At 33.8% G+C, this 15,163-nt stretch carries 16 protein-coding genes; 9 read left to right on the top strand and 7 right to left on the bottom strand.

The genetic code is table 11. The features are described from left to right. Positions 1 to 67 precede the first annotated feature (67 nt). From AAGD65_RS04845 to holA, 5 genes are all read left to right on the top strand, one after another. Positions 68 to 934: a 4-(cytidine 5'-diphospho)-2-C-methyl-D-erythritol kinase gene (locus AAGD65_RS04845; RefSeq protein WP_264683320.1), complete on the top strand. Its 867-nt coding sequence runs from the start codon at positions 68 to 70 to the stop codon at positions 932 to 934. 3 nt (positions 935 to 937) lie between these two features. Then, positions 938 to 1,285 (top strand): Mth938-like domain-containing protein, encoded by a 348-nt coding sequence (locus tag AAGD65_RS04840; RefSeq protein WP_007302686.1) that lies wholly within the window; start codon positions 938 to 940, stop codon positions 1,283 to 1,285. Further along, entirely contained in the window at positions 1,279 to 2,088 is an 810-nt protein-coding gene (locus tag AAGD65_RS04835) for a metal ABC transporter permease (RefSeq protein WP_015588476.1), read from the top strand. Before AAGD65_RS04840 ends, AAGD65_RS04835 begins: the two co-directional genes overlap by 7 nt. A 114-nt stretch (positions 2,089 to 2,202) precedes the next feature. Next, positions 2,203 to 2,385 carry a hypothetical protein gene (locus tag AAGD65_RS04830; RefSeq protein WP_264374746.1) on the top strand — a complete coding sequence of 61 codons (183 nt, stop codon included), beginning with the start codon at positions 2,203 to 2,205 and terminating at the stop codon, positions 2,383 to 2,385. A gap of 5 nt (positions 2,386 to 2,390) precedes the next feature. Continuing rightward, the gene (holA, locus tag AAGD65_RS04825; RefSeq protein ID WP_264683323.1) at positions 2,391 to 3,422 is read left to right on the top strand and encodes a DNA polymerase III subunit delta; all 1,032 of its coding nucleotides are present in this window, start codon (positions 2,391 to 2,393) and stop codon (positions 3,420 to 3,422) included. Here holA and gltX read toward each other — a convergent pair. After that, positions 3,383 to 4,732 carry a glutamate--tRNA ligase gene (gene gltX / locus AAGD65_RS04820; protein WP_264683324.1) on the bottom strand — a complete coding sequence of 450 codons (1,350 nt, stop codon included), beginning with the start codon at positions 4,730 to 4,732 and terminating at the stop codon, positions 3,383 to 3,385. The genes holA and gltX overlap by 40 nt on opposite strands. Positions 4,733 to 4,957: 225 nt before the next feature. Between gltX and typA the strand changes: the two genes are divergently transcribed. Continuing rightward, a complete protein-coding gene (gene typA, locus AAGD65_RS04815; protein WP_264683326.1) occupies positions 4,958 to 6,787 on the top strand; it encodes a translational GTPase TypA in 1,830 nt (609 codons plus the stop codon). Between the two features lie 118 nt (positions 6,788 to 6,905). Here typA and AAGD65_RS04810 read toward each other — a convergent pair whose 3' ends face one another. Continuing rightward, positions 6,906 to 7,763, bottom strand: coding sequence for a hypothetical protein (locus AAGD65_RS04810; protein ID WP_264683328.1), 858 nt, complete (start codon positions 7,761 to 7,763; stop codon positions 6,906 to 6,908). A gap of 502 nt (positions 7,764 to 8,265) precedes the next feature. On the opposite strand from AAGD65_RS04810, the gene AAGD65_RS04805 reads away from it, so the two are divergent. Beyond that, positions 8,266 to 9,492 (top strand): CCA tRNA nucleotidyltransferase, encoded by a 1,227-nt coding sequence (locus AAGD65_RS04805; protein ID WP_264683330.1) that lies wholly within the window; start codon positions 8,266 to 8,268, stop codon positions 9,490 to 9,492. Here the strand turns inward: AAGD65_RS04805 and AAGD65_RS04800 are convergent, their stop codons facing one another. The 5 genes from AAGD65_RS04800 to AAGD65_RS04780 all read right to left on the bottom strand — a co-directional run bounded on the left by AAGD65_RS04800 (position 9,493) and on the right by AAGD65_RS04780 (position 12,949). Next, positions 9,493 to 11,193, bottom strand: a complete 1,701-nt coding sequence (locus AAGD65_RS04800) for a hypothetical protein (RefSeq protein WP_264683332.1) — start codon at positions 11,191 to 11,193, stop codon at positions 9,493 to 9,495. 101 nt (positions 11,194 to 11,294) lie between these two features. After that, on the bottom strand, positions 11,295 to 11,828 hold the full coding sequence (locus AAGD65_RS04795; RefSeq protein ID WP_341810903.1) for an HK97 family phage prohead protease: 534 nt from the start codon (positions 11,826 to 11,828) through the stop codon (positions 11,295 to 11,297). A 175-nt stretch (positions 11,829 to 12,003) separates the two neighbouring features. After that, complete coding sequence (locus AAGD65_RS04790; RefSeq protein ID WP_264683336.1) at positions 12,004 to 12,210, bottom strand: hypothetical protein; 207 nt, start codon at positions 12,208 to 12,210, stop codon at positions 12,004 to 12,006. After that, complete coding sequence (locus AAGD65_RS04785; RefSeq protein ID WP_264375850.1) at positions 12,197 to 12,325, bottom strand: hypothetical protein; 129 nt, start codon at positions 12,323 to 12,325, stop codon at positions 12,197 to 12,199. The genes AAGD65_RS04790 and AAGD65_RS04785 overlap by 14 nt, the downstream gene beginning before the upstream one ends. Positions 12,326 to 12,589: 264 nt before the next feature. Beyond that, positions 12,590 to 12,949 carry a hypothetical protein gene (locus AAGD65_RS04780; RefSeq protein ID WP_341810902.1) on the bottom strand — a complete coding sequence of 120 codons (360 nt, stop codon included), beginning with the start codon at positions 12,947 to 12,949 and terminating at the stop codon, positions 12,590 to 12,592. Positions 12,950 to 13,100: 151 nt separating this feature from the next. Between AAGD65_RS04780 and gap the strand changes: the two genes are divergently transcribed. Both gap and tatC read left to right on the top strand, forming a co-directional pair. Continuing rightward, positions 13,101 to 14,072, top strand: a complete 972-nt coding sequence (gene gap, locus AAGD65_RS04775; RefSeq protein WP_019236363.1) for a type I glyceraldehyde-3-phosphate dehydrogenase — start codon at positions 13,101 to 13,103, stop codon at positions 14,070 to 14,072. A gap of 3 nt (positions 14,073 to 14,075) precedes the next feature. Then, the gene (gene tatC / locus AAGD65_RS04770; RefSeq protein WP_264683340.1) at positions 14,076 to 14,831 is read left to right on the top strand and encodes a twin-arginine translocase subunit TatC; all 756 of its coding nucleotides are present in this window, start codon (positions 14,076 to 14,078) and stop codon (positions 14,829 to 14,831) included. Positions 14,832 to 15,163: the final 332 nt, after the last annotated feature.

Genomic DNA, 15,163 nt, shown 5'->3' with positions numbered 1-15,163 from the left:
GTATAAAGTTTGACTGAAGTGGCATTTCAAGTATAGTAAATAAGATAGTGTTAGTGAAGATATACAGATGGAAAGTTTTTGTGTAAAGGCTCCTGCAAAGATCAATCTTTTTTTACATATTATAAATAGAGAAGAAAGAGGGTATCATTTAATTGAAAGTTTGGTTGTCTTTGCTAAACTTTCTAATTTTTTAGAGATAAAAGTAGGAGAAAAAAACTTTAGATATGATAACTCTACAGTTCAATTTGTAAACTCTGAGTTTAAAATAAATTATCGATATAATACTATAACGAAAGCATTGAGTCTACTGCTTAGGTACGCTCCTATACGAACTAAAGTCACTGTAAAGGTTATAAAAAATGTACCAATTGCTGCAGGATTTGGTAGTGGTTCCTCAGATGCTGGAGCTGTGATACGCACGCTAGGAGAGCTGTGGGATATTGATAGGCAAATTTTAAGTGATATAGCTTTAAGCGTTGGTGCTGATGTGCCTGCAAGTGTAGATAGTAAGCCAGTTTTTGTTAGAGGTGTTGGTGAGGAATTATGTTCCATTAAACAATGCTCTTTACCCATAAGTCTGGTACTTGTGAAACCAAAAAAAAAGTTTTTGAATACATCAGAAGTATTTTCCAAGTATAAAGAGGATTTCTCTAATCCAATTAAGTGGAGTGATAACACTGAGGAGAATTTGTTAGAGCTTCTTAAAGAGACAAAAAATGACCTTCAAGAAGCAGCAATAGGTCTTGTACCTGAAATTCAGAATGTAATATCAACACTAGAGTCACAAGAAGGCTCTATACTTTCTCGTATGTCAGGTAGTGGTGTAGCGTGTTTTGGAATGTTTGATAGTGAAGAAAATGCAAAAGCTGCAGCGGCAAATATCAAAAAGGAATATCCAGAATGGTGGGTGTGCGACACGGAATTAATAGTTTGATTTATGCCCTTAATTTCCAAGAAGAAAAATCTTATAGATGGTTACAGGGAAGAAAGATTTTGGGTAAATAATCAAGAATATCATGGCTCAATTATAATTTTTCCTGAAAAGGTGATTGAATTGAAAGAAAGTGATATAAATAACAAGGAGTATTTTAAATCTTTTTTAACAGAGGAAATAGAGATTTTGATAATAGGTACTGGTAAGATACGCGATTGTTCAATGAAGTCTTATCTTATGGAGCAAAAGAATTTAAATTTTGAATTTATGACGACGGGTTCTGCATGCAGAACCCATAACGTTTTAATATCTGAAGATAGATTTGTTGTCAGTTATCTGATAGCATGTTAGAGATATTTACACAGAGTTTTTTTATAAACAGTCTAATTGCGGTAATTATGATTAGCCTAGTCACAGGAGCTCTAGGGTCATTTATGATATGGCAAAGGTTATCGTATTTGGGTGATAGTTTGTCCCATTCTTCATTGCTTGGTATTGCACTTGCTTTGATCTTTAATATCAGCCCATCGGTAAGTATAATGCTCATTGCAATTATGTTTGCTATACTACTTTCTCTTAATTTTAATAAATTATACTCTGCTGATACGATATTGAACATAGTTACCAATGTAGTTTTATCATCGAGTTTAATACTTATGTCTTTTCTTCCATCAGGTAATAATAGTATTATTAGCTCACTTTTTGGTGACATATTAATGATTGACCAAAGTAATATAATATCAATTTTTCTAACCTCCGTAATAGTTACTTTGATATTAATATTTAGATGGCGCTATTGGCTGATGATTTCGATTAATCAAGATTTGGCAACAGTTGAGAAAGTAAATGTTAATTTTGTTAGGCTAGAATTTTTGATTATACTCGCTATCTTTATTGCAATTTCTGCTCAATTAATAGGAATATTACTCATTGCTGCATTTTTGTTAATACCTGCTGCATCAGCAAGACTCATTTCAAAAACTCCAATGCAAATGATTATTGTTGCAACAGTTTTTTCTGTGATTTCTGGAGTATCAGGTTTGATATTATCTGCAAGTTTTGACTTATTAACTGGACCTGCAATTATACTTATCGCAGCTGTGTATTTAATCATTGCTTATTTTATAAGATTGGTGTTAAGTAGATCGACTTAATTTTGGTCTCGGAAGTTCATAATTCATTAACAAATGAGTGTAACTATCTGAGCGTAAAGTAGTTTTTGCTACATTGTTTTTATGTGCTAATTGTTAATTTGTGGAGTGAAAGATATGGCCGAAGGATTTTTTTCTAGATATATAGGACAGCCTATAAAAAATTTTTATAATTATGTTACGGGAAAGAAAGAAGTGTCTGATGATATGCAGAATACAGCAAATCAAGAAAGCTCAGAATTGTTGGAAACTGATGTGCAATCAAATGATGTACCACCAAATAGTGATCATATAATATAGATGGCATGAGAATCACGCCATCTAAAGTTAAAAAATTCCTTGAGAAACCCGATACTTTAAGTGGTGTATTAGTTCATGGGAGTGACAATAGTAAGGTCGATATTTTTGTACAGAAAATAATTGCCAACTTGAATGAGTATTCAGTTCAGGTGATGGATTTTGCAGTAGTGAATAAGTCGCCTGGCTTGTTATTTTCCGAGTTGGCAAACATTTCGATGTTTACTAAAAAAAGGTTAGTTAAGCTGATAAATGTCAGTGGAAGTATATCTAAAGAGTTAAGAAACATATTGGATCATAATATAGGCGATCATTATATAGTAATGATCGCAAATGATCTTCCATATAGTTCTACAACTAAAAGTTATATGGAAAGCTCAAAAATTTTCGGTGTCATTACCTGCTATAAGGACAGCGGTAGTAATCTTTGTGATATTATATCAAGTTACTTGAAACAAAATGATATAGAGTGCACAAGTGAGATAATCTACCACTTGCAGTCTTATTTTAATCATAGCAAACTGCCTATATATTCAGAGCTTGAAAAATTAGTTTTATATCTAGGAAAAAGAAAAGATCTTAAACTTGCTGATATAGATCTATGCTTTTCAACCTCCGGCAATGATTATGTTACACTTGATAATCTGTGCTCTGCAATAGTGAGTAAAGACATGGGACAATTCATCAAAATTTCCGATGTATTGATATTACAAGAGAATTTTTCACCGATAGCATTAATCCGTATTATATCAAATTATTTTCTACGGCTAGAAAGCGTTTTGCTGTTAATACAAAATGGAATGAATGAACAAGCTGCAATTGACCAGCTGAGTCCTCCATTGTTCTTCAAACAATTACAGAGTTTTAAATCTCATTTGAAAAGTTTGCAACTTTCAGAACTTAAGAAGATCTTAGAAAATTTGATGAGCTTGGAAGTGACCTGTAAAAGAACTGATCTGAATCATAAAATGATCTTTCAGCATGAGATTAACTATTGGTGTCATTCAAATACATTCGGTGCATTTAAACCTTTTGTATGATTTTCTTCTAACCTTGCAACAATGCTCTCTCTACCGATAAAAATTAATAATTTAGCGAGTTCTGGACCTGTTTCTGTTCCTGTTAAAGCGAGGCGCAACTGCATAAATAGATCTTTTGCCTTTATATCAACTGTCTGTCGAATATTTTTAACCCATTCTGATAACGTATTTTCATTACAATCACCTTGAGGTAATGTGCTTAGCGCTATTTTTATAAATTCTTTATTAATAACCACAGGCTCTATATTGGATTTACATACTTGCCACCATTTGGCCACCTCAGAAAACCTGTTTATGTTGTTTCTTATAAAATACCAAAACTCTGAACCAATTTGACTTAAACGATCTTGCACCATTTCAAATGGCATTTGTTGCAGCACTTTGCTATTTAGCTTATACATTTCACTCAAGCTGAATTGTAAAGATGCTGAGCTAAATTTTTTGATATCAAATGAGTCAATTAAAGGCTGCATATCAACATGAGCTTCTATTGGATCAGATGTGCCAAGTTTTGCTAAATAGCTAGTTAGCGCCATTGGCTCAATCTCATCTTCTCTTATGGACTTAATATCTAACCCACCTTTCCGTTTCGATATTTTGCTATCATCAAAGTGTAGTAGGGGAAGGTGGGCAAAGATAGGAATTTTCGCTTTTAATGCTTGAATCATTTGAATCTGAACTGCGGTATTAGTTACATGATCTTCCCCGCGTACAACATGGGTTACATTAAAGTCAATGTCATCAATAACAGAAGGTAGCATGTACGTATAAATTCCATCTTCTCTTTTTACTACAGGATCGCTGATATGAATTGTTGCAATATTTATTTCGCCTTTAACTTCATCATTCCATTTTACAGTTTTATTTCTATCCAATTTAAATCTGAAATGTGGTTTTCGTCCTTCTTGCTCATAACGAATTTTCTCTTGCTCAGTTAGAAGCAACGCACCTTTATTGTAAATAGGGGGAAGACCTTGTTTTAATTGCAATTTTCGTTTAGTGTCTAATTCTTCTCTTGTTTCATAACATGCATAAATATGACCTTCTTTCATTAACTGTAAGAACACCTCGTTATAGCGCTCAAAACGCTCTGATTGCTTAAAACTTGAATTCCAATTTATGCCAATCCATTTTAGGTCTTCTATGATATTATCTACATATTTGATATCTGAACGCTCAAGATCAGTATCATCAAAACGTAGTAAAAATTTTCCATTTTGATTACGTGTGTACATCCAACAAATGAGTGCAGTGCGTATGTTTCCTACATGTAGGTAGCCAGTTGGGCTTGGAGCGAATCTTGTTAGCATTTAAATGATTACTTTAGTTTATTTTAATTTTATATAAATGTACTGCTAAAGCAAGATTCTTCTTCTTTGTCTTGGTGTTAGTTGCTACAAAGTACAGCGAACATGAAACCTTTTTGTTAGAGTTCCATGATCTGCCTAAAATACTCTGAAAGCACGGCTTTAGTTATTTACTCTAAATATATTATACGTATACTTGTTATTAAATTAAATTTGAAATGATAAGAAATGAGTGAATTTAAATCAATCCGCAATATTGCAATAATTGCACACGTTGACCACGGAAAAACTACTTTACTTGATAACATGTTAAAACAAAGTGGCACGTTTCGTGAGAATCAAGAAGTTCAAGAACGAGTGATGGATAGTGGTGATCAAGAACGTGAACGTGGGATTACAATACTTGCAAAATGTACGTCAATAATGTGGGGTGATGAGAAAATCAATATCATTGATACACCAGGACATGCGGATTTTGGTGGAGAAGTGGAAAGGGTGCTCTGCATGGCAGATGGTGTATTACTACTGGTTGATGCTGCAGAAGGTCCAATGCCACAGACTAAGTTTGTGTTGTCAAAAGCACTAAAGGCAAATTTAAAACCGATTGTGATAATCAATAAGGTTGATCGACCAGATAGCAGAATTGATGAAGTACTAAATGAAATATATGAGTTATTTTTTAACCTTGATGCAACCAACGAGCAACTAGATTTTCCAGTACTCTATGCTTCAGGTAGAAATGGTTGGTGTGCTAAGGAGCTATCTGATGAGAGAAAAGATTTAAGCCCATTATTTTCAACGGTGATAGATTACATAAAACCTTCCGTTTATGATCAAAATGCACCTTTTGCTATGCTAGTTACTTTACTTGAATCTGATAAATTTCTTGGCAGAATATTGACAGGAAAGATTTACCAAGGAATCGCGCAAGTTAACTCAGATCTTAAGGTAATTGATCTTGATGGTCAAGTGGTTGAGCGAGGGAGATTAACTAAGTTACTCTCATTTTCTGGCTTAAAACGCGTTCCAGTAGAGCAAGCTGTAGCTGGTGATATCATTGCCATTGCAGGACTTGAGAAAGCTTCAGTTTCAGACACTATAGCAGCACCAGAAGTTACAACTGCGATCAGCTCAACTCCAGTTGACCCGCCAACAATGGCGATTACTATAAGCGTGAATGACTCACCTTTTGCTGGGCAAGAGGGAACAAAACTTACCTCAACTGTTATAAAAGATCGTTTATATGCAGAAGCAGAAACAAACGTTGCAATTACTGTAACTTTGGCTCCAAGTGGTGAAGCATTTGAAGTAGGTGGACGTGGTGAGTTGCAGCTTGGGGTACTGATTGAAAATATGAGAAGGGAAGGTTTTGAACTTTCAGTTTCACGGCCTCGAGTGCTGTTTAAAGAAGAAGATGGCAAAAAACTTGAACCTATAGAGGAAGTAGTAATTGATGTAGATGATGAGTATAGTGGAATCATCATGGAAAAACTTAGCTTTCGAAAAGGTGAAGTAACTGACATGAGACCTTCTGGTAGTGGCAGAACTAGGTTGACATTTTTAGTGCCATCAAGGGGATTAATTGGCTATCAAGGAGAATTTTTAACTGATTCTCGCGGCACTGGTATAATCAACCGTTTATTTCACAGTTATGCTCCACATAAAGGTTCAATTTCCGGAAGGCGTAATGGGGTTTTAATTTCAACAGACAAAGGCGAAGCAGTAGCGTATGCAATTTTCAATCTGCAAGATAGGGGAATTATGTTTGTTAAGCCACAAGATAAGGTATATTGTGGTATGATTGTCGGTCAGCATAGTCGTGACAATGATTTAGAAATAAATGTACTTAAAGGTAAGCAATTAACAAACGTAAGAGCTTCAGGTAGCGATGAAGCTATAAAACTCACTCCTCCAAAGATAATGACACTGGAAGATATGATAGCATATATAGACGATGATGAATTGGTAGAAGTAACTCCAAAGTCTATACGTCTGCGCAAGAGATTCCTCGATCCAAATGAACGTAAACGTGCAGGAAGGGCGAAGAATAAAGAGTAATCAACGTTCCTGATAAAAATCTGAATCCCAGTGTAACTACTTGCATGATAGGAGAAGAAGTACTGTCACGACATTATTGATACTGGGCTTTTTTGCCACTCTGTTGAACGGACACTGATTAAGTTCTTCTATTTTCTTGTAGTCTATGAGAAATAGATACATTATCTAATGCAGTTCTAACATTATTACCGTTCTGATGAATAACTACAGATAGCTCAAAAGCATTTAAAGTATATTCAACATATGGAGACAGTACAGTACTTACTGCAATAAAGACTTCTTGTAGTATACCACTATTTCGAGCTTGTATCAAAATAGAATTGATACATTCGTTATTACCTTTATATATAGCAAAGGCAAGTGGTTTGATGACATACGTCAGGCTTGGAAACTGCATAATATCTTTAGAAGTAAGGATATTGTATAGTACACCACTATTTTGAGCTCTTATTAAAATAGAATTGATACATTCGTTATTGCCTTTATATATAGCAAAGTTAAGTGGTGTGATGATATACGTCAGACCTGGAAACTGTACAATATCTTTAGAAGCAAGGATATTGTGCAGTATACCACTATATTGAGCCTGCATTAAAATAGAATTGATACATTCGTTATTACTTCTATGTATAGCAAACGCAAGTGGTGTCAAAGTGTAAGTATAACCTCTTATTGTATAGTTCATAGTACTTGAAGTCTTAAGAATTTCTTGCAGTATACCTTTGTTGTTAGAGTGTGTTAAAATAAGATCAACAGATTCATTATTATCTTTATATATAGCAAGGTTCAGCAGTGTTAGAGTGCGTCCCCCACCTCTTGGAAATCGTGTAGTATATCCAACTGTAAGAACTTTTAGTAAATCATTCTCTGAGGCTGCTTCTAAAATATTATTAATGCTCTTTCTATTACATATGGCCCTTTTTAACTGAAAATACAAATCTTTTTGTTTTCGTGTTAAATTTTGATGATTTAGCATATTTTTGTAACCTCGCTTTAAAGTCAATGTAGTTTAATTATTAAAATTAATGTGTCAATATACGCTAGAATAATATTAAAGGGTTTTTTAGAGAGCGTATATAGACAATGAAAGTACACTTGATCCAAATGAACGTAAACGTGCAGGAAGGGCGAAGAATAAAGAGTAATCAACGTTCCTGATAAAAAGCTGGATGAGCTACTCGGATAACACCATCATAAAGGGAACCAGTGTCAGTTACTTGAGCAGGTACTGGGATGACAAGAGAAGGCTACAAAGGTGTCATGCAAGTAGCTCATCCAGCTTTTTTATAATCATCGAAAACATTGTATTTTAACATTACTTTTATACTTATAAGTTTCTAGGCACTGGATTTGTTGTAGACTTACTCTATCACTTTACCCTCTTATTTTACCACTCTCCTGCCTATATATTTTTATATGAGGATTTTTGCAAAAGTTTCGCATTTTTTGTAACATGATTTTCAGTATGTGTAACCTAAATGCAAATTGATCACGAAACTAGTGTAATTATTGAGGCCATAGAGAAATTTGGTGGTGAGGCAAGGCTTGTTGGTGGATGTGTTAGAGATTCAATTTTACAGCGTGACATTCACGACATCGATCTTGCTACTAATCTGCTGCCTAATCAAGCAGTTAAAGCGTTTAAACTCCGTAATATAAAAACTATTCCAACTGGCTTAAAACATGGAACTATTACTGCGATTTTAAATAAAAGATCCTTTGAGATTACAACGCTAAGGCATGATGTAAAGTGTGACGGTAGACATGCGAAGGTAGAATTTACTAATGATTGGCAAGCTGATGCTTCAAGGCGCGACTTTACGTTTAATGCTCTTTATGCAGACAAGCATAGCCATATATACGACTACTTTGGTGGCATTCAGGACTTAAAAGCACGAAAGTTAAACTTTATAGGTAACGCTGAAGATAGGATTAAGGAAGACTATCTACGTATTTTAAGAGCGTTTCGTTTTCACGCTAAAATATGCATAGGAGATTTAAGTGATGAAATATTGGATGTGTGCAAAAAGCATTCGCACATGATTCAAAACCTCTCTGGAGAGAGAATAAGAGAAGAAATATTTAAACTCTTGGAATGCAATGATCCTGCTCCAACACTTAAGAGCATGCAAAAATCTGATGTTTTACAAAAAATTATTCCAAAAGAAGTAAAATGCGAAATTTTATCTTCACCACTTCTTATCAACACTAAACCTCCTACAAAACCCTCAGCGTATGTCCATACGCCTTTCCTAGATCCCACAATCGATGCACTAACAAAATTAGCGTTGCTTATTAGGACTACCGAAGATAGGATTAGTCTTGGGGAAGAAGTGAGCAAGTTTTTACGTCTTTCAAACAAGCAAAAGAAAAAGCTGTTATTTTTATTATCAAGCAATATCAAAACAGAGCTTTCAGAAAAAGAGCAAAAGAAATACATATCTTTATTTGGTAAGGAATTATATTGTGACTTAATGAAGATTTGTGGTATTGAGTCTGGAACAAATGTTGATGAGTATATTTCATTTGCTCATATATTCAATATTCCAAAATTTCCTTTATCTGGGGATGATCTAATAATTATAGGTCACCAGCCAGGAAAAAGTTTAGGTAGAAACTTGGAATTGCTACGACAACATTGGGAAGACAGCTCCTACACTTTAACAAAGGAGGAGCTGATACTTTATGCTAAGAGCCTACTCTAGTTATCTAGCTAATCTCTTCATGTTTGATATAGTAGTGTGACTCATGGAAGAGTTAGGTGTGTATTCTTTTTTAGCTTTCTCTGTTAATTGATACTCATTTACTCTTCCTTGAGTCTGATTACACATTCTCTGATCTGGGGATAAAAATTTATCTCTTATACTTGATGCCAGTTGTTGAATCTTATCTGAAAAACATTTCATTTCAGCTTCCGTTAACTTCTGCACAACAAATTTTTTGGCTGAATCATTATCTCTACAATTCATTTCACTCCAAGAATTCACGATAGAAGTTAGTTCTGCTTGAGTTGTTTTCAACTTTTTTGCGCACTTTTGAACAAATTTAACCTGGGTGAGATCATATTTTGTAACAAAAGTTTTAGCAACTTCTTCAACAACTTCTTCAACAACTTTGTCAACCTTAGTTTTTATGATCGTCCTTGCAGATTCTTCAAAATTACTTTCCAACAGTGCGAGTAACTTATTGCTTTCAAATTTACCATCACTTTGATTTGATAGAGATTGTATAGTTTTCTTAAGCACGTTATGGCAAAAGTGTTCTCCTTTAAATTCAGGAAAACTTCTTTTCAACTCCTTGTTTTCCTTAGATAAAAAGTTATTGAGATCCTCATTACCAAGAAGCTTGTTATTGACTGTTGAAAAAATTGATTTAGTAATTGACTTTGTAGTAGATAACATACTCTTTGCATCTAGTGCTTTAGTTTCTTTATTAATATCTTCTGGCTTTTTATTAGCGTCTTTTAGCTCATTTTTTAACTTTTGTTGTCCACTTTCAGGTCTTGAAACTTCAGTTTGTTTATCTTTTGATGTCAAACTTTGATTAGGTATTTCTTTATTATTTCTAGTAGAAAATGTTGTAATATTTTCTGTTTTTTTTGCACTCAGATGTTCAACTTGTTCTTGCAACTTTTTATTCTCCCCTTGTGAAAACTCTAATTTTTTCTCTAAATCGGCCTTTTGTTTTTCTATTTCAGTACTATTTTTTTCTAATATCTGTAATTTTTCTTTCAATTCTTTAACTTCACCTTCTAATTCTTTTTTCTCTTTTTCAATGGTATTTAGATTAGTCTTTTCTTTCTCTAATTGTTGTTTAAGATTCTCTACTTCAGCATCTTTTCCCTTAGCTTGTTCTTTCAATTCATTAATTTCACTTTCTAAATCTTGTTTCTTTTTTTCAATGGTATTTAGATTAGTCTTTTCTTGCTCTAATTGTTGCTGAGTACTTTCCAATTCTCTTGTAAGGTGCTCTACTTCAGTATTTTTTTTCTTAGCTTGTTCTAATTCTGCCTGTTTCTCCTCAAGTTGACTTTCTAATTGCTTTATTTGAGTATCAGATTCTTTTTTTAACTTACTAACTTCACTCTCAAGTTCTGTGTTTTGCGCTCGTAGGCTTTTATTCTCTTTCTTCACAGTTTCATTTATTTTTTCCTCTTCTAATGATTTTACTTGTTCTGTAAGTTCCTTTTCTCTGTTAGAATTTAAAAGATCATCAATCTGAACCCCATTATCTGCAATAATTTTATTGTAATATAGGATATTCTCTGCCCATTGATTCCATCTCCCTGGCAATATTCGTCCGATTGTTTTTAGATATAGCCAAGCAAGCACAGTGGATAAGCTATATTTTTTTTCCTTTCGTTTAATACTAGGTTCGTAATTAACCTTATTGTTAGCATTTAGCATAAAATTACCTAATTTTTAAAGTATTGAAGTTATATATATTAATATAATTATTAAATAAATAATAATATAAATGTTAAATTGTGTGAAAATTTTTATAGATTTTAAGTAGAAATACACATGTTCGTAAGCACAGAATTTGCTTTTTCTATTGCTCTTGCTAACATTTTTTGTTCATTGTGCTGATTTTTCACGTTGATTACCTGAGCTGACAAATTTGCAGGGAAAGTGACTAAACTAACTTCCCATAGCTCCACTTGTTTTAACACTCGAGCTCCGCTTTCATGATCAACATCATACTCTATCGGTATATAGCCAATCGAAAGCCCGTTAATAGTTCCAGTTTTTAGCATTAAATATGCTTCCTCTGCTTTTTGAATACCAAAAAGCAAATGTGCAGTTATATATAGGCCAACATCATTTTCGCAAATATCTGTAATATTACCTATAGGCTCACTTGGGTTGTGCTGCCAAAGAAGTTTTATCTGACTTTTATTTAAGTTGTTCTTAAATGCTCCGGGTAATATCAGATCATTTTGCTTATCAACTATATTAAAAACGCTCGCATAGCCAGAAAATACTCCGTTTTCTTCTATGCTTTTTATTGATAATGGTGAATAGAGAAATTTCTTATTCATAAGTCCTCCTTGTAAATTATGGTATTGGGTTTGCCAGCGCTCTGAGCCAGCTTAAAATGTTGTATAGATTGTTTTCCTATATCTCAGGATGAGTATAAGGCACTACAATATAATTCTATTGTATGCAGTGCTTTGAAAATGGGGAAGTACTTTTTTAGTTATAAAATTTGTCATTTTATATATATAAGGGTAGGGTTTGTTGCACATTGGGTTGTTCAACAGCAGCGTTTTCTAGATTTGTAGAAACAGCTTCGTTTGTAGGAGTAATTATTTTTCCTAGAAGGAAGCCAAATCCCAAAGAAACAGCTGCTATAAAACCATTCATTAATGACTCTGTCCATGTTTCTCCCTCGTATTCTTGATAGATTTTAGAATATATCATTATTGGCTTCATTCGGGTTTAAATTTCTTTCCAACTCTTCTGATGTTTTCTCCTCAGCATCTTGGGATTTTGTTGATGAACTTTTCTGTAAGTTTTCTAATTCTTGTGTGTCCATCAACACCTCACTATTAAAGCTTAAGTGTGAATAATACAGCACTATAATTGTTTAGTCAAGGTAAATATTAGTATATTAAGTAAATATTTACTATATTAATATGATTGATTAAATTCACAACTAATTGTTTGGGGAAATAAAAAGATTGTGTTTTGTAGGTGATTTGCGTAGCGGAAGGTGTTACCCCAGTTCTACAACACCCGGGGTAACGATAAAGAAGGAAGTAGGGAAAGTTATATGTAATAGTTTGAAACTATTACAAGTTTATATGCTCTGTCCTTGAATATTTGGTTGTTCAGTAGTAGTACTTTCCAAATTTTGTAAAGATTTAAATTCTTCTTGCATATCCAGTATGTCTTCTATTACTTGCTGATCCTCATCTCTTTCTTCTAATTGAAATGCTGCTGCCTCTTGAGGTGCTTCTAGCAGTTTTTTTAATATTTCTGTGCGCAGTTTCTCTGTTATTGATTTCCACTGTAGCATTACTAGCATTTCATTTTGCAGCACTGACATTTTCTGTAATGTTTTCACTTCTTCTGACAGTCCTTTATTTTCTTTTTGCAATGCTTCTATTTTTCTTTGCTGATACTGATTATCTGAATTTGTCATTGGTAATCCATGCATAACCTACTCCGAGTTAAAATTTAGATATTATTAATTAAGTGATACAGTTTCTTTAGTCAATCAATATATTATAACATTAGGATTAACAACTAAAAGAATAGAATGAAATATTAGGCAATATTTCCTATAATTAAACTTTTAAGATGGAAAAATGACAATTCGTGTAGGAATTAATGGTCTTGGTAGAATAGGCAGAAGTGTATTGCGTGCTATTTTTGAAGTAGAAAACTATAGCGAGCAAATAGAAGTTGTGGCGGTAAATGGGTCGCTCAGTGCTGAGCAGCATGCACATTTGATTAAATATGACTCTGTTCATGGCAAATTTAACGGCGATATTGATTTTAACGAGTCTGAAAATTGGCTATCTATAAATGGCAGGAAATTTTCTTTATATAGAGAACGTAGCCCTGAAAATATTCCTTGGAATGTTGATGTAGTGCTTGAATGCACTGGTGCATTCAACAAGCGTGCGGAAGCAGCAAAGCATAATGCAGAGAGAGTAATTGTCTCTGCTCCAGTTTCAGATGCTGATGTAACTGTAGTTTACGGCGTAAATAACGATATGCTAAAAAAGGAGCATAAAGTGATCTCAGCAGGTTCTTGTACTACAAACTGCCTGGCTCCGATTGTACACGTTTTACACTCCAATTTAGGTATAAAAAGCGGTTTTATGACCACTATACATGCCTATACGAATGATCAAAATATTCTTGATGGCAACCATAGAGACTTACGTAGGGCAAGAGCTTGTGGCCTTTCTATGGTGCCAACTACAACTGGAGCAGCAAAAACAATTGGTTCTGTCATTCCTCAGTTAAAGGGTAAGCTAGATGGTACTGCTATTAGAGTTCCGGTTAGCAACGTTTCTATGGTTGATTTTAAATTTACGACTGATAAGAAGGTAACAGCTGGAGAAATAAATGAAATGTTTAAGAATTCAGCAAATCATGTGCTTTCCGTATGTAACGAGCCTTTAGTTTCAATAGACTTTGTCCATAACCCTTATAGTGCAATTGTGGATTTAGCTGGTACATATGTCACAGGTGATATCTGTAGAGTTGCAGCGTGGTACGATAATGAATGGGCTTTTTCACTGAGAATGTTAGATATAGCTTTATTGTAAAGTATGAACGAAAACTCACAAAAATATGCTTCATTTTATGAGCACTTTGCGGAACTTAGAAAAAGGGTTATTTTTTGCTTTCTATTTTTTTGTGTTACCTTCGGGTTTTGTTACTACTTTAAAGAAAATATATACCGCTTTTTACTTGCACCTTTAATAGAAGTTACAAAAGATAGCAATGATTTTTCTCTAATCTATACAGACTTAACAGAAGCGTTTTTTGTATATCTCAGGGTTGCAATAATGAGTGCACTGTTGTTTTCTTTTCCTGTGTTTGCATGGCAATTCTATATGTTTCTAGCACCTGGCTTATATAAAAGAGAAAGGGCAGTGTTATTGCCATACTTAATTGCAACACCGGTTTTGTTTGTAACGGGAGCCGCTGTAGTTTACTACTACATATTTCCCCTAGCCTGGAAATTTTTTATTGCTTTTGAACATAGCGGTAAATCTTTCGGTATACCAATAGAGTTTATGCCATCAGTTAGTGAATATTTAGACCTTGTTCTTCAATTCATGTTTGCGTTTGGTACTGCATTTCAAATTCCAGTCATACTAACCTTAATGGTGAGAGTAGGGCTAATCACTGCACAAAGTTTGTCAAATAAACGCAGAATTGCGATAGTGGTAATTTTCATTATTGCTGCAATCTTAACTCCACCTGATGTACTAAGCCAAGTAGGGCTTGCAATTCCAATGCTAGTATTATATGAGCTGTCTATTCTGATATGTAGATACATTGAAAAGAAAGCAAAGTAGATGAATACTTGAGCTTCTCTTCTTTCTTGTTTAAGTGTTTGTGATACTTAGTTAAATTCTTGGTTTTATTATTTAAATATATCATAATTAAAGTAATTTTTAATAGGAGAGTTTGATATGCCAAGCTATGAAGAGTTAAACGAAACACAACAAGGATCATATGATAAGTTACAGACTTCGATAAAAGAAGGTGAGAATATTATCGAGAAGCTACTTGTATGAGACTGTGTTATATAGCGAAACTAGATTTCACTTTTACACACCTAGATAAGGGGTACCAGCGGCACTGCCATTAAGTTAAGGGAAAGAGAAGTTAAGATTGGACAAAAAAT

This window comes from Wolbachia endosymbiont (group B) of Chesias legatella (genome assembly GCF_964026945.1).
Lineage (GTDB): Bacteria > Pseudomonadota > Alphaproteobacteria > Rickettsiales > Anaplasmataceae > Wolbachia.
Note: the sequence above shows the minus strand (reverse complement) of the source record. Positions and strands in the feature narration are given on the sequence as shown.